This window comes from Citrobacter sp. CtB7.12 (assembly GCF_001297795.1).
In the GTDB taxonomy this organism is placed as follows: Bacteria; Pseudomonadota; Gammaproteobacteria; order Enterobacterales; family Enterobacteriaceae; genus Citrobacter_A; species Citrobacter_A amalonaticus.
In genome coordinates, this window is sequence record NZ_LIFT01000008.1 from 152,486 (window position 1) to 173,253 (window position 20,768).

General features: G+C 53.8%; 19 protein-coding genes. 14 read left to right on the forward strand and 5 right to left on the reverse strand.

Going from position 1 to position 20,768, the window contains the following annotated elements; all coding sequences use genetic code 11:
* Positions 1-385 precede the first annotated feature (385 nt).
* Positions 386-2,032: a glucose-6-phosphate isomerase gene (pgi, locus tag AOY24_RS12595; RefSeq protein WP_042999019.1), complete on the reverse strand. Its 1,647-nt coding sequence runs from the start codon at positions 2,030-2,032 to the stop codon at positions 386-388.
* 293 nt (positions 2,033-2,325) lie between these two features.
* On the opposite strand from pgi, the gene lysC reads away from it, so the two are divergent.
* Positions 2,326-3,675 carry a lysine-sensitive aspartokinase 3 gene (gene lysC / locus AOY24_RS12600; protein ID WP_044326841.1) on the forward strand — a complete coding sequence of 450 codons (1,350 nt, stop codon included), beginning with the start codon at positions 2,326-2,328 and terminating at the stop codon, positions 3,673-3,675.
* A 97-nt stretch (positions 3,676-3,772) separates the two neighbouring features.
* Here lysC and AOY24_RS12605 read toward each other — a convergent pair whose 3' ends face one another.
* Genes AOY24_RS12605 through AOY24_RS12615 form a run of 3 tightly spaced genes read right to left on the reverse strand, consistent with a single transcriptional unit; the run spans position 3,773 to position 6,924 of the window.
* Positions 3,773-4,558, reverse strand: a complete 786-nt coding sequence (locus tag AOY24_RS12605) for a nucleotidyltransferase domain-containing protein (protein ID WP_042999017.1) — start codon at positions 4,556-4,558, stop codon at positions 3,773-3,775.
* A gap of 6 nt (positions 4,559-4,564) precedes the next feature.
* On the reverse strand, positions 4,565-5,791 hold the full coding sequence (locus AOY24_RS12610) for an RtcB family protein (protein WP_042999016.1): 1,227 nt from the start codon (positions 5,789-5,791) through the stop codon (positions 4,565-4,567).
* Between the two features lie 5 nt (positions 5,792-5,796).
* The gene (locus AOY24_RS12615; protein WP_054176730.1) at positions 5,797-6,924 is read right to left on the reverse strand and encodes a slipin family protein; all 1,128 of its coding nucleotides are present in this window, start codon (positions 6,922-6,924) and stop codon (positions 5,797-5,799) included.
* 451 nt (positions 6,925-7,375) lie between these two features.
* Here AOY24_RS12615 and rtcR point away from each other — a divergent pair, with 451 nt between their 5' ends.
* The 7 genes from rtcR (at position 7,376) to AOY24_RS12650 (ending at position 14,670) form a co-directional block, all read left to right on the forward strand.
* Complete coding sequence (gene rtcR / locus AOY24_RS12620; protein ID WP_054176731.1) at positions 7,376-8,956, forward strand: RNA repair transcriptional activator RtcR; 1,581 nt, start codon at positions 7,376-7,378, stop codon at positions 8,954-8,956.
* A gap of 111 nt (positions 8,957-9,067) precedes the next feature.
* Positions 9,068-10,006 carry a ketopantoate/pantoate/pantothenate transporter PanS gene (panS, locus tag AOY24_RS12625; protein WP_044265250.1) on the forward strand — a complete coding sequence of 313 codons (939 nt, stop codon included), beginning with the start codon at positions 9,068-9,070 and terminating at the stop codon, positions 10,004-10,006.
* Positions 10,007-10,253: 247 nt separating this feature from the next.
* A complete protein-coding gene (locus tag AOY24_RS12630) occupies positions 10,254-11,840 on the forward strand; it encodes a PTS sugar transporter (protein WP_042999012.1) in 1,587 nt (528 codons plus the stop codon).
* A 27-nt stretch (positions 11,841-11,867) separates the two neighbouring features.
* Positions 11,868-12,710 carry a histidine biosynthesis protein gene (locus AOY24_RS12635; protein ID WP_044253395.1) on the forward strand — a complete coding sequence of 281 codons (843 nt, stop codon included), beginning with the start codon at positions 11,868-11,870 and terminating at the stop codon, positions 12,708-12,710.
* A gap of 15 nt (positions 12,711-12,725) precedes the next feature.
* Positions 12,726-13,589, forward strand: coding sequence for a Cof-type HAD-IIB family hydrolase (locus AOY24_RS12640; RefSeq protein WP_054176732.1), 864 nt, complete (start codon positions 12,726-12,728; stop codon positions 13,587-13,589).
* Entirely contained in the window at positions 13,576-14,334 is a 759-nt protein-coding gene (locus AOY24_RS12645; protein ID WP_044328549.1) for a DeoR/GlpR family DNA-binding transcription regulator, read from the forward strand. The genes AOY24_RS12640 and AOY24_RS12645 overlap by 14 nt, the downstream gene beginning before the upstream one ends.
* Positions 14,335-14,397: 63 nt before the next feature.
* Complete coding sequence (locus AOY24_RS12650) at positions 14,398-14,670, forward strand: DUF3811 domain-containing protein (RefSeq protein ID WP_042321003.1); 273 nt, start codon at positions 14,398-14,400, stop codon at positions 14,668-14,670.
* Here AOY24_RS12650 and rluF read toward each other — a convergent pair.
* Positions 14,667-15,542 carry a 23S rRNA pseudouridine(2604) synthase RluF gene (gene rluF / locus AOY24_RS12655; protein WP_054176733.1) on the reverse strand — a complete coding sequence of 292 codons (876 nt, stop codon included), beginning with the start codon at positions 15,540-15,542 and terminating at the stop codon, positions 14,667-14,669. The genes AOY24_RS12650 and rluF overlap by 4 nt on opposite strands.
* Before the next feature lie 552 nt (positions 15,543-16,094).
* Here rluF and AOY24_RS12660 point away from each other — a divergent pair.
* The 6 genes from AOY24_RS12660 to AOY24_RS12685 all read left to right on the forward strand — a co-directional run bounded on the left by AOY24_RS12660 (position 16,095) and on the right by AOY24_RS12685 (position 20,726).
* Positions 16,095-17,042, forward strand: coding sequence for a sugar-binding transcriptional regulator (locus AOY24_RS12660; RefSeq protein WP_044268586.1), 948 nt, complete (start codon positions 16,095-16,097; stop codon positions 17,040-17,042).
* Between the two features lie 70 nt (positions 17,043-17,112).
* Positions 17,113-17,919 (forward strand): SDR family oxidoreductase, encoded by an 807-nt coding sequence (locus AOY24_RS12665; RefSeq protein WP_054176734.1) that lies wholly within the window; start codon positions 17,113-17,115, stop codon positions 17,917-17,919.
* 9 nt (positions 17,920-17,928) lie between these two features.
* The gene (locus AOY24_RS12670) at positions 17,929-18,336 is read left to right on the forward strand and encodes a mannose/fructose/sorbose PTS transporter subunit IIA (protein WP_054176735.1); all 408 of its coding nucleotides are present in this window, start codon (positions 17,929-17,931) and stop codon (positions 18,334-18,336) included.
* Positions 18,336-18,830, forward strand: coding sequence for a mannose/fructose/sorbose PTS transporter subunit IIB (locus tag AOY24_RS12675; RefSeq protein WP_042999004.1), 495 nt, complete (start codon positions 18,336-18,338; stop codon positions 18,828-18,830). The genes AOY24_RS12670 and AOY24_RS12675 overlap by 1 nt, the downstream gene beginning before the upstream one ends.
* Positions 18,831-19,092: 262 nt before the next feature.
* Positions 19,093-19,890, forward strand: coding sequence for a PTS mannose/fructose/sorbose transporter subunit IIC (locus tag AOY24_RS12680; RefSeq protein ID WP_042999003.1), 798 nt, complete (start codon positions 19,093-19,095; stop codon positions 19,888-19,890).
* Between the two features lie 11 nt (positions 19,891-19,901).
* Complete coding sequence (locus AOY24_RS12685) at positions 19,902-20,726, forward strand: PTS system mannose/fructose/sorbose family transporter subunit IID (protein ID WP_054176736.1); 825 nt, start codon at positions 19,902-19,904, stop codon at positions 20,724-20,726.
* The last annotated feature ends 42 nt before the right edge of the window (positions 20,727-20,768 follow it).

Genomic DNA, 20,768 nt, shown 5'->3' on the forward strand with positions numbered 1-20,768 from the left:
ATGAATGGAGATTTGCCCAAAAGCGTTTCGGGCGGGATCGAGTATACACAACTAAAGCATGCGAATTACGGTAGGGGGAAATAGCGGAATGGTTTTAGGATAATTGGACTTTTGTTGAATTATTTACTTTAATTAAAATAACAATAAACATTAAAAACAACGAGTTATCATTAAAACCTGACATCTGAACGATCCGTATTATCCTAAAATAACACGGCGTTATTTTCCGGTTATTTATTATTTTAGGATTATACCCAATATAGAACGGTGGAGAACAACACGGACAACCGGAATTATCTTATAAAAAAAGCCGATAATAATATCGGCTGATTTCATTATTAATTTGCCGGATAAGGCATTCGCCGCCATCCGGCACGCTGGCAGATTAACGCCAGGCTTTATAACGGTTAATCAATCCGTTAGTCGAGCTGTCGTGGCTTTCGATCGCCTTATCATCTTTCAGCTCCGGCAGAATACGGTTTGCCAGCTGTTTACCCAGCTCAACGCCCCACTGGTCGAAGGTAAAGATGTTCAGGATGATGCCCTGTGTAAAGATTTTGTGCTCATACAGGGCGATCAGCGCCCCCAGGCTGAACGGGGTGATTTCACGCAGCAGGATGGAGTTAGTCGGGCGGTTGCCCTCAAACACTTTGAACGGTACCACGTGTTCCAGCGTGGCCGGATCTTTACCCTGGTCACGGTATTCCTGCTCCACCACTTCGCGGGATTTCCCGAACGCCAGCGCTTCAGTCTGGGCGAAGAAGTTAGACAGCAGCTTCGGATGGTGATCGGACAGCGGGTTATGGGTAATCGCCGGGGCGATAAAGTCACAAGGCACCATTTTGGTTCCCTGATGAATCAACTGGTAGAACGCGTGCTGACCGTTGGTTCCCGGCTCACCCCAGATGATCGGACCCGTCTGGTAATCCACCGGGTTGCCGTTACGGTCAACATATTTCCCGTTGGACTCCATATTGCCCTGCTGGAAGTAGGCCGCGAAACGGTGCATATACTGGTCGTACGGCAGGATGGCTTCGGTTTCAGCACCGAAGAAATTGTTGTACCAGATGCCGATCAGCGCCAGCAGCACCGGCAGGTTGCTCTCCAGAGGCGTGGTCGAGAAGTGCTTATCCATCGCATGCGCGCCGGACAGCAGTTGCACAAAGTTGTCGTAGCCGACAGACAGGATGATCGACAGACCAATCGCTGACCACAGAGAATAACGACCGCCCACCCAGTCCCAGAACTCGAACATGTTGGCGGTATCAATACCGAACTCACCAACCGCTTTCGCATTGGTAGACAGTGCAGCGAAGTGTTTCGCAACGTGTTTTTCATCACCGGCGGTTTTCAGGAACCAGTCACGCGCGCTGTGGGCGTTGGTCATGGTTTCCTGCGTGGTGAAGGTCTTGGACGCCACGAGGAACAGGGTAGTTTCCGGATTCACTTTCTTCAGCACTTCGGCGATATGGGTACCGTCGACGTTAGAAACAAAGTGCATATTCAGGTGATTTTTGTATGGGCGCAGCGCTTCGGTCACCATGAACGGGCCGAGGTCGGAGCCGCCAATACCGATGTTGACCACGTCGGTGATCGCTTTACCGGTATAACCTTTCCACTGACCCGAAATAATGGCTTCGGAGAAAGATTTCATCTTCTCCAGCACCGCGTTGACTTCCGGCATCACATCTTTGCCGTCAACCATAATCGGGGTATTGCTACGGTTACGCAACGCCACATGCAACACGGCACGATCTTCCGTACGGTTGATTTTCTCGCCGGAGAACATGGACTTGATGGCGCCCGCCAGATCGGTCTCTTTCGCCAGATCCTGCAGTTTCGCCAGCGTCTCTTCGGTGATGCGGTTTTTGGAGTAATCCACCAGCATCAGATCGTCAAACGTTGCGGAGAATTTGCTGAAGCGATCGTTATCCTTCGCGAACAAATCCGCGAGGGTAACGTCCTTCATGTCGTCAAAGTGTTTTTGTAGTGCCTGCCAGGCAGAGGTCTGCGTTGGATTGATGTTTTTCATTAGCAATACTCTTCTGATTTGAGAATTGTGACTGAGATCGATTGTAACGCCAGTCACAGAAAAGTGTGATTGTTTTAGTGCCGTTGCCCTGGCTTCGGTCAAATACAGTGAAAAAACAGCGTTGTTATAAGTACGGTTACTCAGCCACTTGCCAGCATGAAAAATCCGCATAATCCCGGCGTTGACAGTGTCGTCTGCACATTTTATTTATAAATACGGTATTTGCGCCTGCACCGGTTTCTGTTCTGCCTTTGTGCCCAGGTCGCTTTCTCACTCCCTGACACGAGGTTGTTATGACAGAAATCGTTGTTTCCAAATTTGGCGGTACCAGCGTCGCTGATTTTGATGCCATGAACCGCAGCGCCGACGTGGTGCTTTCCGATGCAAACGTGCGCGTAGTGGTGCTCTCAGCTTCTGCTGGCATCACCAATCTGCTGGTGGCGCTGGCAGAAGGACTGGAACCACAGGCTCGCTTTGAGAAGCTCGACGCCATCCGAAAAATTCAGTTCGATATCCTGGAGCGTCTGCGTTATCCCAACGTCATTCGTGAAGAGATTGAACGCCTGCTGGAAAATATCACCACGCTGGCGGAAGCGGCCTCATTAGCCACCTCCCCGGCACTGACGGATGAACTGGTCAGCCACGGCGAACTGATGTCCACCCTGCTGTTTGTTGAGATCCTGCGTGAGCGTAATGTGCAGGCGCAGTGGTTTGATGTGCGTAAAGTGATGCGAACCAACGATCGCTTTGGCCGTGCCGAACCTGACGTAGCGGCGCTGGCGGAGCTGGCAACATTGCAACTGGCCCCGCGTCTGAGCGAAGGGCTGGTGATCACGCAAGGGTTCATCGGCAGCGAAGGCAAAGGGCGTACCACCACACTCGGACGCGGCGGCAGCGACTACACAGCCGCCCTGTTGGCCGAAGCGCTACATGCGGCGCGTGTCGATATCTGGACGGATGTTCCGGGCATCTATACCACCGATCCTCGCGTGGTGCCTGCCGCCCAGCGTATCGATGAAATCGCCTTTGAAGAGGCGGCGGAAATGGCCACCTTCGGCGCGAAAGTGCTGCATCCGGCTACCCTGCTGCCGGCGGTGCGCAGCGATATCCCGGTCTTCGTTGGCTCCAGTAAAGATCCGAAAGCGGGCGGCACGCTGGTTTGTAACAAAACGCAGAATCCACCGCTGTTCCGCGCGCTGGCGCTGCGTCGTAAGCAGACGCTGCTGACCCTGCACAGCCTGAATATGCTGCACTCGCGCGGTTTCCTGGCTGAAGTGTTCGGCATTCTGGCGCGCCATAATATCTCCGTAGATTTGATCACCACCTCTGAAGTGAGCGTGGCGCTGACGCTGGACACCACCGGTTCCACCTCCACCGGCGATACGCTGCTGACGCAGTCGCTGCTAATGGAACTGTCGGCCTTGTGTCGGGTGGAAGTGGAAGAAGGTCTCGCGCTGGTCGCGTTGATTGGTAACGATCTGTCGAAAGCCTGCGGTGTCGGCAAAGAGGTGTTCGGCGTACTGGAACCGTTCAATATCCGCATGATTTGCTATGGCGCTTCCAGCCATAACCTCTGTTTCCTGGTGCCTGGCACCGAAGCAGAACAGGTGGTACAGAAACTGCACCATAATTTGTTTGAGTGAGACAGGCCTGAATGCCGGATGGCGATGAAACGCCTTATCCGGCCTGGAGGCCAGCCGGTGTCGGCCCGATAAGCGTGAGCATCATCGGGCAACACAGTCATGACATCACCGTCTCGTAAAGCAGTCGATCCAGTGCCTTCACGTCGCCTTCGCGGCTATCCGGTAACGTTGGCGGGATTTCGCCTCGCGCCAGTTCGGCGTGGATAAACGCATGCAGAAGCGGACGACGCGGACCATACTCCGCCTCCCCAGCCCGCTGTTTGCGCACCAGCAGTTCATCTATTTCCTGACGTAACGGCGCATCCAGATCGCTTCCCGCCAGCAGTTCGGCAAACCGCATGGGCGGAACGCCTTTTCCTGCTTCAACCCAACGCACCGCCAACAGCGGACGCAGGACGTAGAAGTACTTTTTCAGACGCACCGTTTCCCCCTGCAAGTAGCCGCGAAAGTTTTTTCGCGCCATCGAGTAGTAGTGCCAGCGCGCACGAAGCGGAGAAAACCACTGCGGTATCATCGCTTTAAGCGCACTGACCGTAGCATCATCCTGCTGATAAACCACCGGGGAATCCAGCCACTCGATCAGCGTTGGGTTAGCGCCCTTCAGCAGACCCAGCGCTTTACGCCACTCCCAGCCGCACACATCCAGCTCATCGTCGATTGGCAGCTCGATGACGTCACGCGGCGCATCAACCCGCAAATACCACTCCGGCGGATGAACATACAAAAACCGCACATCGTAATCGCTATCCGTCGAGGCAAATCCCCAGCCACGACTCCCCGATTCGCAGGCATACAGCACCCTGACGCCGTAGCGGGTTTCTATCTCTTTGAGCTGCCGCATGACCCGTTCGCACATTGCGGCACTCACTGCATTTTTGGTCATCTTCTTTTATCCTTTTACACACACCACCTGTCGTAGCGTATGCACAATTTCTACCAGCGAAGACTGCGCCGCCATCACGGCATCAATGTCTTTGTAGGCCAGCGGAATTTCATCAATCACCTCGCTGTCTTTACGGCATTCAACGTGGGCCGTCGCGCGGATCTGATCCGCTACGGTAAAGCGTTTTTTAGCCGCCGTTCGGCTCATGGTTCTTCCCGCACCATGACTGCATGAACAAAAGCTCTCTTCATTTCCCAACCCGCGCACAATGAAACTTTTCGCCCCCATCGATCCGGGGATGATCCCCATCTGGCCTTTTTGTGCGGAAACGGCACCTTTACGCGTTACCAGCACCTCTTCACCAAAATGACGCTCTTTTTGCACGTAGTTATGGTGGCAATTCACTGCTTCTTGTTGCGTGATAAACGGTTTACTCACGCTACGCGACAGCGCGGCCAGCACGCGGGACATCATGACCTCCCGGTTTTGTCGGGCAAAATCCTGCGCCCATTCCACCGCTTCAATGTAGTCGTTGTAGTGCCGACTCCCTTCCTGGAAATACGCCAGGTTTCGGTCAGGCAAATTCGCGATATGTTGTTGCATATCCTGCTGCGCCAGCGTGATAAAGACGTTGCCGATGGCATTCCCCACACCACGCGAACCACTGTGCAACATCACCCAGACGCGCTGCTGCTCATCCAGACACACTTCAATGAAGTGATTACCGGTTCCCAACGTTCCGAGATGCTTATAGTTATTGGTTTTCAGCAGCGAGGGATACTTGTCAGTCAGGCGCGTAAAGCGCGGTGCCAATGTCCCCCAGTGAGTACTCACCTCCTCTGGCGGCGTGTCCCACGCCCCTTTATCGCGACGGGATCGCGTATTGGTTCGCCCGTGGGGAACGGCCTGCTCAATCGCGCTCCGCAACCCGCTGAGGTTATCCGGCAGATCGCCAGCCAGCAGCGAGGTACGTACCGCAATCATCCCACAGCCGATGTCCACCCCCACTGCTGCCGGAATAATCGCTCCTTTGGTCGGGATCACGCTGCCAATCGTTGACCCTTTCCCCAGATGCACATCCGGCATGACCGCCAGGTGTTTAAAAATAAATGGCATCTTCGCCGTGTTCAGCAGTTGCTGGCGTGCCTCGGGTTCCACCGGGACGCCGTGCGTCCACATTTTCACCGGCGCCGCGTTCTGCGACGTCAACAGCGCATAGTCGTGATGTGCCATGTTTCTTATCCTTTAATGTTCACTAAGCCGTGCAGAACCTGGTCCAGGCCACCGAATACCGAGATTTTATCGATACGCTCTGCCACTCTTTCGAGGGTTTCCAGCTCTTTTAAACGCAAAGCCACCGGGTTGTTTTCCATCACTTTCGCCGTATTCAACAACGAGCGCGTCGCTGCCGTTTCTTCACGACGGCGGATCACATTGGCCTGGGCCGATTTTTCCGCTTCAACCAGACGGGACAGAATCGTTTTCATATCCCCCGGCAACACAATATCCTTCACACCCAGCGACGCCACGTCGATACCATATGGCGCCATCCGGTCTTTCACCTGCGCGCTGACCACCTCATCAATTACCTGTTTATCTTCCAGCAACTCATCGAGCGTGCGCGTCCCGACGGCCTCACGCAGCGCGAACTGCAGTTCGCGGTACAGATGATCGAGCGGTTTAGTGAGCTGTGCAAACGCCTGCAACACATCGCGGTAACGCCAGTTCGCCGCGAGGTTCAGGCGCAGATTGACCTTATCTTTGGTCAAAATTTCCTGACCGCCTACTTCCAGCACCTGCAAACGGGTATCCACCACTTCGGCGTCAACCAGATGATTCACTTTCCAGTACGCCGTCAGACCCGGCGGCAGCAGTGCCTGCGTCTCGCCATCAATTTTCAACACTCCGGCGTGCCAGGCAGGAACCTGTACGGTAAGCATCGCTTCACGACCTTTTACCGCGCCGCTACGTCGCGGTTGCAGAACCGCATTCATGACCTCAGCAGGCACCTGAACCTGACGCGTATCCATCCGTACCAGTTTCAACGCCTCGTCGGCCCGCCAGTACAAACGGCGCGTTGACGGAGGCAGGATCTCCTGCAACACCTCATTCATGTATAACGCGCCCGCTTCGCTGTCGTTAAGATCAACGGCCAGGGCATAACGTGATACCCAGTCTGGCTGAAAGCGGCGTAAATAATTCGCCAGCGCTTCCGGCACTTCGCTGCCGTCCAGATTAACCACCAGCACCTCTGGCGTGTTGAACCACGGCAGACGGTGTTCACCCGCCTCCAGAACCTGATAGTAGTCGCCGTTTTTGGCTAACAGACCTAATTGCCCTTTACGGATCGTGATTTTCTTCGTCATTTTTCTTTTTTCCTTATCAAGTCAGGTGCGGGTGCGGAGGCGAGGCCACAGGGGAATTCCCTTTTGCCTGCGGCGCGGCATCGTGACCGGCGACCTGTTTTGGGGCCTGTTAACTGCGCAGTGCCCGTTTTTATTTCTTTGATTAACAACCAGTTTCATTGGGAGAATGAATCGGGAATCGAACCCATTGTTCAGGTGTCATCGGTTGACGGAACACCTCCGGAATACAGCCTCAGCCGTTCCTGATGTGCCGGCGGGGTTTAACCCCCTGCGTTTTCAACGTGTTGACGAGAGGGTTATTGCCAGAAGCGTGCCAGAACGAAAAAAAAACGAAATTATTTTTTAGTTAATTGATTAGTAAGGAATTAATCTTCACCATCAAAAATGATGATTGCAGACGTCTCGCCTGTTTTTTATCCTTACCTATCGAACTTTATCTTTTGGGATAAGCATGAAAAAGCGACGGGTGGTGATTGGTGTACTGGGCACGGTGCTGGATAAACGCGGCAAACGGGCAAACCGGTTAAAGAAATGGCGGCCCACGGTCGGACTGTGCCAACAGCCGGATTTCCCGATCGATCGGCTGGAGCTTATCCACCAGCCACGCGATGCCGGGATGTGTCAGCAGTTAGCGGAAGATATTAGCCTGCTCTCTCCACATACTGAGGTTCGTCCACATGCCATCCCCATTACCGATCCCTGGGATTTCGAAGAGGTCTACGCCGCGTTCCTCGACTTTGCTACTCATTACACTTTCGATACCGAGAATGAAGAGTATCTGGTGCACATCACTACCGGCACTCATGTGGCGCAAATTTGCTGGTTCCTGCTGACGGAAGCCCGCTATCTGCCCGCCAGCCTTCTGCAAACCGGACCCGCACCGAAGGGCGCTCCGCAGGAGGATGTTGCCGTTGGCACCTGCTCGGTGATCGATCTTGATCTAAGCCGCTATGCCACACTCACCAGTCGCTTTCAGCGTGAGCAGCAACAATCGATCTCCTTCCTCAAAGGCGGTATCGAGACGCGCAATGCCACGTTCAATAAACTGATTGACCGTATTGAGCGCGTTGCCTTGCGCTCTGGCGATCCTATCCTGCTCACTGGCCCCACCGGTGCGGGGAAATCCTTCCTCGCAAAACGGATTTTTCAGCTTCGTCAGTCACGGCATCTGGTGGGTGGAAAACTGGTGGCAGTGAACTGCGCGACGCTGCGCGGCGATAACGCCATGTCGACGCTGTTTGGTCATGTGAAAGGTGCGTTTACGGGCGCACTGTCGTCACGAACGGGACTGTTACGTGAAGCCGACGGCGGGGTGCTGTTTCTGGATGAGATCGCGGAACTGGGGCTGGATGAACAGGCCATGCTACTGAAAGCGATCGAGGAGAAAACCTTCTTCCCGTTTGGCTCAGATAAAGAGGTGTACAGCGATTTCCAGTTGATAGCCGGAACCCATCGCGATATGCCGCAGTGGGTCGCCGAAGGGCGTTTTCGCGAAGATCTCTACGCACGGATAAACATGTGGCGCTTTGCCCTGCCCGGCCTTGCACAGCGGCGTGAAGACATCGCCCCTAACGTGGAGTATGAGCTGCAACGCTTCTCCCGCAGCCGACAGAATCAGATTCGTTTTGATAAGGAGGCGCGTGAACGCTATCTGGCGTTTGCCTGTTCACCTCAGGCGCAGTGGCGCGGCAATTTCCGCGAACTGAGTTCCTCCGTCGCGCGAATGGCGACGCTGGCCGAGCAAGGACGTATCACGCAGGCCCTTGTCGACGAAGAGATTGCGCTTTTGCAGGAGAGCTGGGGAGAGGCGCCGTCGCAACCGGAACTGGAGATGGAACTCGACCTCTTTGACCGCCGCCAACTGGAAACCGTGCTTGAGGTCTGTCGTCGCAGCGCATCGTTGTCCGAAGCCGGACGTGAACTCTTCGCCGTCTCACGACAAAAGAAAGCCAATCCCAACGATGCCGACCGTCTGCGTAAGTACCTGGCTCGGTTTGGTCTGAGCTGGGAAAATCTCAAAGTCAGAACATAAGCATAATTTGTTTGAATAATACCTCTTCACACGATACACAATAATGATGGTTGGGCTCGATCCCAACCCGTTAATAACAAGCAAACACAACATACGTGCAAGGAAAACAACATGCTCGCCACTCTCACCAGGCTGTTCCCGTTATGGGCGCTGCTGCTCTCTGCTATTGCGTATTACACGCCATCCACCTTTACGCCTGTCGGCCCGTGGGTGACGACATTGTTGATGCTGATTATGTTCGGCATGGGCGTCCACCTGAAAGTGGATGATTTTAAACGTGTGCTCTCACGCCCGGCACCGGTTGCGGCGGGAATTTTCCTGCACTATCTGGTGATGCCGCTGGCGGCCTGGGTACTGGCGATGGCATTTAACATGCCGCCGGAACTCTCCGCCGGGATGGTGCTGGTCGGAAGCGTCGCCAGCGGCACGGCATCTAACGTCATGATCTATCTGGCGAAAGGCGATGTCGCACTCTCGGTAACGATCTCTTCCGTCTCCACTCTGGTGGGCGTGGTCGCCACACCACTGCTGACGCGTCTGTATGTCGATGCGCACATTCAGGTGGATGTGATGGGGATGCTGCTCAGCATCCTGCAAATTGTGGTGATCCCAATTGCGCTGGGCCTGGTGATCCATCATCTGTTCCCGCGCGTCGTGAAGGCAGTTGAACCTTACCTGCCCGCCTTTTCGATGGTCTGCATTCTGGCGATCATCAGCGCAGTGGTTGCCGGTTCCGCCGCGCATATCGCGTCCGTCGGCTTCGTGGTGATTATCGCGGTGATCCTGCACAACACCATCGGCCTGCTCGGCGGTTACTGGGGCGGGCGCTTGTTTGGCTTTGACGAGTCAACCTGCCGCACGCTGGCGATCGAGGTGGGAATGCAAAACTCCGGTCTCGCCGCCGCGCTGGGTAAAATCTACTTCGGCCCGCTCGCGGCCCTCCCCGGCGCACTGTTCTCGGTCTGGCACAACCTTTCCGGCTCTCTGCTGGCGGGGTACTGGTCCGGTAAACCGATTGATGAACAGCAGAGTGCTGTCAAAGAAAATTGATCCCCTGCGAATGGGGGATTTCCCCCATTCCTTGCCTTCCTTGTTTGAACCTCATCACAAAACAACAAACATCAACACAAAACAAAAATATAATTAATACCTTTATTTTCAATTAATTATTATAAATTTATTATTTTATAGAGAGCTGGATTCGTTCTTTTAATGTTGCTTTATTTTGTTTTGCTTGGGAATATGATTCCACTACAACACAGATAACCCCCTACCCTATCTTTTCTTTGAGGCCGCTATGAAAAAAATTGCGATTATTGGAAGCAGTGGAGGCAACCTCTACAACCTGGGTGGCGCTGAGCCAGAGAAGTTACTCCAGGAGATTTATCAGCAGTGTGAAGCCGCGGGTGTCACCGTCGCTGCCGTGCAGTTCATTGCAGCAGAGGCGTCGATGGATGTCGCCAAACCTGACACCCCAGCAGCCGTCTATGCCTTAACCACAGAAAACAACACAAAACCACAACGTATCTTCCAGGGCAAACTCTCCGAGGTGAATGCCTCCGTCGTTGAGAGCGATCGCCAGATAGCCGGGATGATCCGCAGCGGTGAGATCGACGGTATCGTAGTGATGAGCGCCGATCCGGTAAAAGCTAACCAGGCCGTTTTTGATGCCGCCGTAGAAATGAAAACCCCGATTGTCGGCACCGGCGGCACCTCGATGGCGCTGGTCGCCGCAAAGGGCGCCAATGTGGTCGCCACCTCAGGCACCACGGGGACCACCAGCCGCACTCGCGCGGTCTCTTTCGTCGCCTCGCTGTGTAAATACTGGGGTATCAAATACAAACCCCAGTTGGGCAGCGCGTCGCCTGCACAAGGCGGTTCCGGAAAGAGTCTGCTTAAGCGCTTTAACATCCGCAGCATCATGATCCCGGCGCTGCCAGGCTTTATCGCGATGGCGATCGTACTCGCCCTGAGCCACATCCCCGGACTGGAAAAACTCAACGATATCTTTGAAATCCTGCTGAAGGGTCTGCCGGTGCTGGTTGCCGTGCTGGCGGCAAAACAGATCTCCGAACTCGATGAAGTCTCCATTGTGGCCGGGGTCGTCGCCGGGGTGCTTTCCGTTGAAGGCGGCCTGATCGGGGGGATTATCGGCGGTCTGATGGCCGGGATTTTTGTGCGCTGGTTGTTTGAGCTGTGCCTGAACTGGCGTTTCCCGATGACCACCGTCAACATCGTTGCTGGCGGGATTTCGGGTCTGGCTGCTGGCCTGATCATGCATTATCTGCTGAGTCCCCTGGCGCTCTCCGCCGGTAACTACATCAAGCTGGCTATCGAAAGCACGCTGGCATTCAGTCCGATTCTTGCCGGGCTGCTGGCCGGTCTGGTGATCTGGCCCGCGATTCTGGGTGGTGTCTATCACGCGGTCATTCTACCGCTGGTGCTGCTGGAGATGGAGAAATCCGGCGTCAGCTTCCTCGGCGCTGTGGATATGGTGGGTCTGGTGATGGTTGCTGCCGGCATCAACCTGGCTAACGTCATCGCACCACGCGAAAAAAGCGAAGCGGCCGTCGCCACACCAGGCCTGCTTATCAACCTGGGCTTCGGAACGTTTGTGGAATCCGCCTACCCCTTCATGTTCGCCAACAAAATCGTCTTTGGTTCCGCCATCTTTTGGGCCGGAATGGGCGGCATGATGCTCGGCTTCTTTAACGTCAAAGGGGTGGCCTACGTCCCGGCGTTCGCCTCACCGTTCTTATCCAGCAACGCATTACAGATGGCGATTGTGATGGTCACTGTCATGGCAATGACCTGTATCACCACCATCATTGCGAACCGTTTTAAGGCTGTCGTACAGAGTGAATCTGTGGCGTCTGCCCGTTAATAAATGCACCAACACCAGAGGTACACCATGTTTAAAGGCGATATGAATAAAAAACGCGCCAAAGCGTTACAGAAAGTGAAAGATGCCATCGCGCTGCACGGCGGGCAAACCATCCTCAGCACGGGGATCACCGGCGACGATGCGCGCCTGGCAAAAGCGGTCTGTGAGGCAGGCGTGAAACTGCTCGAGCCGAACCATCCTGCGCTGGCGCTGGCGCGCGGACACAAAGGGGTGAGTAACATGCACGCGGCGGAGCAAATCCGCCACGAAATCACCAACGGTCAGATGGCAGAAGCTGTGCACGGCGTGCGTAATGTGGTCCCGGACGACATCTTCATCACCGTGGGCATTGCGGGCGGGTTTACCGAAACGCTGCCCGTCCCGCTCAGCGAAACAGAGATTCTGGAGATTGCCCGCGCCGGAGCTGACGGTTTACATACCCATAAATCAGACTGGGACGACCTGCAGGACATCGTCAACCTCGCCCATCAGTATGGCCTGACCGTGGATGCCTACATTGGTCATCCGGATGATTTGCATACCTTCGGTATTCCGGCACGCACCCCGGAAGAGGTCGCCAGCGTAGCGAAACGTATGCAGGAGATTGGCGTCGATATGATCGGCCTGATGACCGGCATGAGCTATGAAGGCGTGGCGGCAGGCGATATCCCGCAGATGATTAAAGACCGTCTTCGGGCGCTGGTTGGCGCGGTGGACGTCCCGACGCTGGCGGAAGGAGGCATTAACCTCGCCAATGCCAAAGCGTTTAAGGACACCGGGGTTAATATCCTGGTCGTCGGTACGGCAATCGACAATATGGTCTGCAATGCCGCCAAAGAGGCCGTGACCCCGTTTATCGCTCATGCCTAACGACAGAGAACAATAATGCTACTGGTTACCGATCTGGATGGAACATTGCTGACGTCGCAGAAAACTATCACGCCACGCACACGTCAGGCGCTGGTTGACTTTCGTCAGCGCAGCGGTCTGCTGGCCGCCTGTTCCGCCAGACCGGTCTCCTCAATGGCGCGCCTGTTACAACAGCAGCAGGTTGAGACACTGTTTGACTGGTGCGCAGGCTTCAACGGTGGACAGATCCTTGAGCTGGCGTCGCAGCGCATTCTGCATTCTGCGGCCCTTACCCGGATGGATCTCAGAGAGATTGACCGCCATATTTCGCTGTCCCGTTATCCTCACCATTTTTTTACTGCCCAGGCGATTTATCACCGCGACGATCGCCTTATCGCCCCGTGGACATCCTATGAGGCCAGTTTATTTGCGTTACCGCTTATTAGCGCCGCACCAGGGAATATCTTTAATCGTCGCGATATATTTAAAATTACGCTGGTCGCAGAACACGCCAGGATCGACGATCTCTGTCGGGAAATAAGTCGTCAGTTACCCAATGACTATAAGGCGACAATCACCGGTGGGAATTATATTGATATTCAACGTAGCGAAATAAATAAAGGCTATGCGCTAAATGAAATCGCCCGCCAATTAAATCTGCCAACCACTGAGATTGCCGCCATTGGCGATCAACAGAATGACATCAGCATGTTCGCCGTTGCCGGGTTCGGCATCGCAATGGGCAACGCGCCAGATAGCGTGAAACATCAGGCGCGGTATGTAACCACCACCAATGATGATGAGGGTATCGTCTGCGCGCTGGAGTGGTTGCGTTGCTCTGCGCATCCAGTTACCATGCGGCAAAGTTCGACCCTGGCGGAAAATAATGAACCCGATTAAAAGAAGAAAGCATATTCTTGATGAATTAAACAAGTTCGGTGAAGTGACCGTTATTAAATTATCAGAAACGCTGAACGTGACCTCGGAAACCATTCGCCGCGATCTCTCTTTGCTGGAGTCTGAAGGTCAAATCACCAAAATTCACGGTGGCGCGGTCAAAAAACAGGTTGTTCAGGAAGATGCATTTGGCGCGAGAATTGATGCCCATCGCGAAGAAAAAATGGCGATTGGCAAAGTGGCGGCGGGAATGGTCAGCGAGCGCGATACGCTATTTATTGATTCCTGTACCACGAATCTTATTCTTGCCGAACACTTACCCCCTCTCGCGTTTTCCGTTATTACCAATTCCGCCTTAATTGCCGATAAAATAAAAGAGCATAATCTCCAGGCGCGAGTCTATGTCTTAGGCGGTGAATACGATTACCATTTCCGCGCCAATCTGGGCGTCTCTGTGTGCCAGCAGATTAATGCGATTCACGCTGATATTTGCTTTATCGGTGCGGGTGGCATTTCGCCGCAGCATGGTGTACTCGTGAAGAGCTTTGACGAGGCATACGTTGCCAAAGCGATGATTGCGATGAGTAAAAAATCCGTGATTCTCGCTGACCATACTAAATTTGGTCAGGACGGCGTGATGTGTATCGCGACTCTCAAAGAGATCGATTACGTCATTACGGATAAGGGATTTAAAACAACGGGTTATACACAACAGGATTTCGCCGGAAAACTGCGTATTGCTGACTGAGCGCTATCCGCCCGAGGCGTATTGCCGTACACTGAAATCACCAGGCAGACAGAGGGCACCCGTATGGCACTCCCCCGCATTACCCAAAAAGAGATGACCGAGCGCGAACAGCGCGAACTGAAAACGTTGCTGGATCGCGCCCGTATCGCGCATGGTCGTCAATTGACCAACGCAGAGACTAACAGCGTGAAGAAAGAGTACATTGATAAGCTGATGGTCTTGCGCGAAGCCGAGGCAAAAAAAGCCCGCCAGTTGAAGAAAAAGCAGGCTTATAAACCGGATGCTGAAGCCTCTTTTTCCTGGTCTGCGAATACGCCAACGCGCGGCAGACGTTAACGTCCTTTCTTCTTACGCCCTGGCGAGGTAAAGCGTTTGCCGTTTGCCGCCGGGCGCGCTTTCTCTTTGTTCGCCGTCTTTTCGATTTTCACCACCGGACGCTTGATTCCCGCGGTTTTCGGCTTCGCTTTCGCCTTCGGTTTCGCTTCTGAAGAAGAGTTTTCGATAAGCTTAAACAGCGTAATTAGCTCATCATCCGTCAGGTCACGCCATTCTCCCAGTGGCAGACCGGACAGGCCAACGTTCATGATGCGCGTGCGTTCAAGCTTCACCACTTCATAACCGAAATGTTCGCACATGCGGCGGATCTGACGGTTCAGCCCCTGAATCAGGGTAATCCGGAATACAAACGGCGCCTCTTTCTTCACCTTACATTTTTTGGTGACAGTACCCAGAATCGGCACGCCGGCACTCATCCCACGAATAAACTCATCCGTAACCGGTTTGTCGACCGTGACCAGATACTCTTTTTCATGATCGTTACCGGCACGCAGGATCTTATTCACCAGATCGCCGTGGTTGGTCAGGAAGATCAGTCCCTGGGAATCTTTATCCAGACGGCCAATCGGGAATACGCGCTTGCTGTGGTTAACGAAATCAACAATATTGTCGCGCTCGCTGTCTTCGGTGGTGCTCACGATCCCCACCGGCTTGTTCAGCGCGATAAAGACCAGATCTTCCGCTTCACGCGGCTCAATCAACCGACCATTCACCTTCACGACGTCGCCAGGCATCACCTGGTCGCCAATGGTGGCGCGTTTGCCATTAATGAAGACATTCCCTTGCTCAATGAAGCGATCCGCTTCGCGGCGCGAGCAGATTCCGCTTTCACTAATGTATTTGTTGAGTCGTGTTGATGAGTCGGGCAGCATAATTTCTCCGTTGTACACTTCATCCTTCAGGCTGTCTCTGCGTTGGCTGCCAGATTACTCGTCTCATCCATGAGACTCGCCCTGACGGGCCGTCGCTTCGCAACGTTCAAATCTGTTCCTGACAGATTTGTCACTCACCCCAGTCACATCGTTATCTATGCTCCTGAGGATTCGCTCCCTTGCCGCCTTGATACATCCTGAATGCTTTGCGTAATAAATGCGGAATATACCCTACCTTGCTGGCGATAAAAAATAATCGTGCAAAATGGCCTCAGCGCTATTTGTGATCCGCCACACCTTTCGACACAAAAGTGTCTCCGATCTTTACGTGCAATTTTGTTGAATGAAAATTAACAGAATCAAGACATTAGGATTATGTGCACATCTGTGCCAACAACGAGCGCTCCGCACATCATATGTGCAACATTAATCGCCAGCTCATGACGCACAAAGAAGAGAAAATCGCTTTGAACTCCCCCTTTTATGAGGTTATATCAGATCAAGAGGGCAGATTGGTGATTTGCACAAATGTGCAGGAGTCTACAAATGGCGATGGAAAACAGTGATGATATCCGCCTGATCGTAAAAATAGCGCAGCTCTATTACGAACAGGATATGACACAAGCGCAGATCGCCCGTGAACTGGGGATTTATCGCACCACCATTAGCCGCCTGCTGAAACGCGGTCGTGAACAGGGCATCGTCACTATCGCCATCAACTACGATTACAACGAAAACCTGTGGCTGGAACAGCAGCTTAAACAACGATTCGGCCTCAAAGAAGCGGTGGTGATCACCTGCGACAACGAGCAGGAAGAGGAACAACTTGCCATGATGGGCGTGCACGGCGCGCAGTTGCTGGAACGTTTACTGGAACCCGGCGACATCATTGGTTTTTCCTGGGGACGCGCAGTACGCGCACTGGTCGAAGGGTTGTCGCCAGCCAGCCAGTCACGCCAGCTGATCTGCGTGCCGATTATCGGCGGGCCATCCGGGAAGCTCGAGAGCCGCTATCACGTCAATACGCTGACCTACGGCGCGGCGGCAAAGCTGAAAGGCGAATCACATCTGGCTGATTTTCCGGCACTGCTGGAAAATCCATTGATTCGCAACGGTATTATGCAGTCCCAGCACTTTAATTCGATTTCTGCCTACTGGGACAATCTGGATGTTGCGCTGGTAGGGATCGGCTCTCCGGCAATTCGCGACGGTGCAAACTGGCATGCCTTTTACGGCAGCGAAGAGAGTGACGACCTGCATGCCCGGCAGGTTGCCGGAGACATTTGCTCGCGCTTTTACGATATTAACGGCGTGACGGTGGAGACCACGATGAGCGAAAAAACGCTCTCCATCGAAACCAACAAATTAAAGCAAGCGCGTTATTCCATCGGCATCGCAATGGGTGAAGAAAAGCTTAGCGGCATTCTCGGCGCATTACGTGGAAACTATATTAATGCGCTGGTCACTAATAGCCATACCGCTGAATTATTGTTGAAGTAAATATAAACATCTTGATCCTGACGTAATTTATTTTATGCAGGATCCCCTTCTCTGAATTTGGGAGTTAATTATGCAAACGTGGTTAAATCTACAGGATAAAGTCATTATTGTAACCGGCGGCGCATCCGGAATTGGCTTAGCCATTGTCGAAGAATTATTATCACAAGGCGCGAATGTCCAGATGGCGGATATTCATGGCGGCGAAGCAAAGCATGAAGGTAATAACGACTATCACTTCTGGCCGACAGATATTTCCAGCGCCAAAGAGGTTAATCACACCGTGGATGAAATCATCCAGCGCTTTGGTCGTATTGACGGTCTGGTCAATAACGCTGGCGTTAACTTTCCCCGCCTGTTGGTCGATGAAAAAGCGCCTGCAGGAAAGTATGAATTAAACGAAGCCGCGTTTGAAAAAATGGTCAATATCAACCAGAAAGGCGTGTTTTTAATGTCACAGTCAGTGGCGCGCCAGATGGTGAAACAGCGTAACGGCGTTATCGTCAACGTCTCTTCGGAAAGCGGGCTGGAAGGGTCAGAAGGCCAGAGCTGCTATGCCGCAACGAAGGCGGCGCTGAATAGCTTCACCCGTTCCTGGTCAAAAGAGCTGGGTAAACACGGCATTCGCGTGGTCGGCATTGCTCCCGGGATTCTGGAAAAAACGGGACTGCGCACGCCGGAATATGAAGAAGCGCTGGCCTGGACCCGCAATATCACCGTTGATCAGCTGCGTGAAGGCTATAGCAAGAACGCGATTCCGATTGGCCGTTCGGGACGCCTGAGCGAAGTTGCTGATTTCGTTTGTTATCTTCTGTCTGAACGTGCAAGCTACATTACCGGAGTAACCACTAACATTGCGGGCGGAAAAACGCGCGGCTAAGGAGGCGTTATGGTCCATGCAATCTTCTGTGCTCACGGCAAACTAGCCTGCGCCATGCTGGAATCGGTGCACATGGTCTACGGTGACGCCAACGTTGAGGCGGTCGCCTTTGTCCCCGGCGAGAACGCCAGCGACATCGTCACAAAGCTGGAAAAGTTAGTGAGTGCTCACACTGATAGCGAATGGCTGATTGCCGTAGACCTGCAGTGCGGCAGTCCGTGGAACGCCGCGGCAACGCTGGCGATGCGCAATCCGGCCATCCGGGTGATCAGCGGCCTTTCCCTGCCGCTGGCGCTGGAACTGGTAGATAACCAGAGCAGTATGAATGTGGATGAATTGTGCGAACACCTGACGACCATTGCACAACAAACCTGCGTGGTCTGGCAGCATCTGGAAACGACCGAAGAGGATTTCTGATGAATATTACCCTTGCCCGTATTGATGACCGCTTGATCCACGGTCAGGTCACCACCGTCTGGTCGAAGGTGGCGAATGCCCAGCGGATTATTATCTGTAATGACGACGTTTATAATGATGAAGTGCGCCGGACATTATTACGCCAGGCCGCCCCACCGGGAATGAAGGTCAACGTGGTGAATATCGAAAAAGCCGTCGCGGTTTATCATAATCCACAGTATCAGGACGAGACTGTATTTTATTTATTTACCCGCCCACAGGATGCGCTGGCGATGGTCAAACAGGGCGTAAAAATTGCCACCTTAAATATTGGCGGCATGGCCTGGCGACCGGGTAAAAAACAATTAACCAAAGCCGTATCCTTAGATGACGATGATATTAATGCGTTTCGCGAACTGGATAAATTTGGCGTCACCCTGGATTTACGCGTGGTCGCCTCCGATCCCTCCATTAATATTCTCGAAAAAATAAAAGAACAGTCGTTCGCGGAATAAATAAAAGCGCCTGTATTTATTACACAGTCATTCTGGAAGCATCACGGCGGCAAATGAGTGAATCCACAGGAACATAAATAACGATGTGACTGGGGGTGAGTCACAAATCTGTCGGGAACAGATTTGAACGTTGCGAAGCGACGGCCCGTCAGGGCGAGTCTCATGGATGAGACGAGTCATTCAGCCAACAAAGAGGCAGCCTGAAGGACGACGTGTAAATGCGTTAACAGGCAGGGATGTTCACATTTTAAGGTGACCTATTATGGAAATCAGTACCCTACAAATTATCGCCATATTTATATTTTCCTGTATTGCCGGAATGGGCAGCGTGCTGGATGAATTTCAGACCCACCGCCCGCTCATTGCCTGTACGGTTATCGGCCTGATCCTCGGTGATTTAAAAACCGGGGTGATGCTCGGCGGAACGCTGGAGCTGATCGCGCTTGGCTGGATGAACGTTGGTGCCGCGCAATCTCCGGACTCCGCGCTCGCCAGTATTATCTCCGCCATTCTGGTTATCGTCGGGCAACAGAGCATCGCGACCGGTATCGCTATCGCGCTGCCGGTCGCGGCGGCAGGCCAGGTCCTGACCGTCTTCGCCCGGACTATCACCGTGGTGTTCCAGCATGCGGCGGATAAGGCCGCAGAAGATGCGCGTTTTCGCACCATCGACATCCTCCATGTCTCTGCGCTGGGCGTCCAGGCGTTACGCGTCGCCATTCCGGCGTTAATTGTCTCGTTGTTTGTCAGTGCAGATATGGTCAGCAATATGCTCAACGCCATCCCGGAATTCGTCACTCGCGGCCTGCAGATTGCCGGTGGCTTTATCGTGGTGGTCGGTTACGCCATGGTGCTGCGCATGATGGGCGTGAAGTACCTGATGCCCTTCTTCTTCCTCGGTTTTATCGCCGGTGGTTACCTCGACCTGAGTCTGCTGGCCTTTGGCGGCGTCGGCGCGATTATTGCGCTGGTCTATATCCAGTTGAACCCACAGTGGCGTAAGGCCGAACCGCAGACGCAGACCTCCTCCTCCACCGCTCTTGACCAGCTTGATGACTAACGGAGCCCATCATGGAACAGAAAAAACTGACCAAATCTGACCTGTTTAGCATGTTTGTTCGCTCCAACCTGCAGCAGGCGTCTTTCAACTTTGAACGTATTCATGGGCTGGGTTTTTGCTACGACATGATCCCCGCCATCAAGCGCCTGTACCCGCTGAAAGAAGATCAGGTGGCGGCACTCAAGCGTCATCTGGTGTTCTTCAACACCACGCCCGCGGTGTGCGGCCCGGTGATTGGCGTTACCGCCGCGATGGAAGAGGCGCGAGCGAACGGGGCGGAAATCGATGATGGCGCGATCAACGGCATCAAAGTCGGTTTGATGGGGCCGTTGGCGGGCGTTGGCGACCCGTTAGTCTGGGGCACGTTGCGACCGATCACCGCCGCGCTCGGCGCGTCGCTGGCGTTGTCCGGCAACGTGCTCGGCCCGCTGCTGTTCTTCTTTATTTTCAACGCAGTCCGTCTGGCGATGAAATGGTACGGCCTGCAAATTGGCTTCAACAAAGGGGTCAACATCGTCAGTGACATGGGCGGCAACCTGCTGCAAAAACTGACCGAAGGCGCATCGATTCTCGGCCTGTTTGTGATGGGGGTGCTGGTCACCAAGTGGACCAGCATCAACGTGCCACTGGTGGTATCGCAAACCCCCGGCGCGGACGGCGGCACCGTCACGATGACCGTGCAGAACATCCTCGATCAGCTCTGCCCCGGCCTGCTGGCGCTGGGCCTGACGATGCTGATGGTCCGTTTGCTCAACAAGAAAATTAACCCGGTATGGCTGATCTTCGCCCTGTTTGGCCTGGGGATTATGGGTAAGGCACTGGGCTTCCTGTCCTGATTTTTTCGCCCCGGTGGTCAGCCGGGGCTATCGCTCAACATG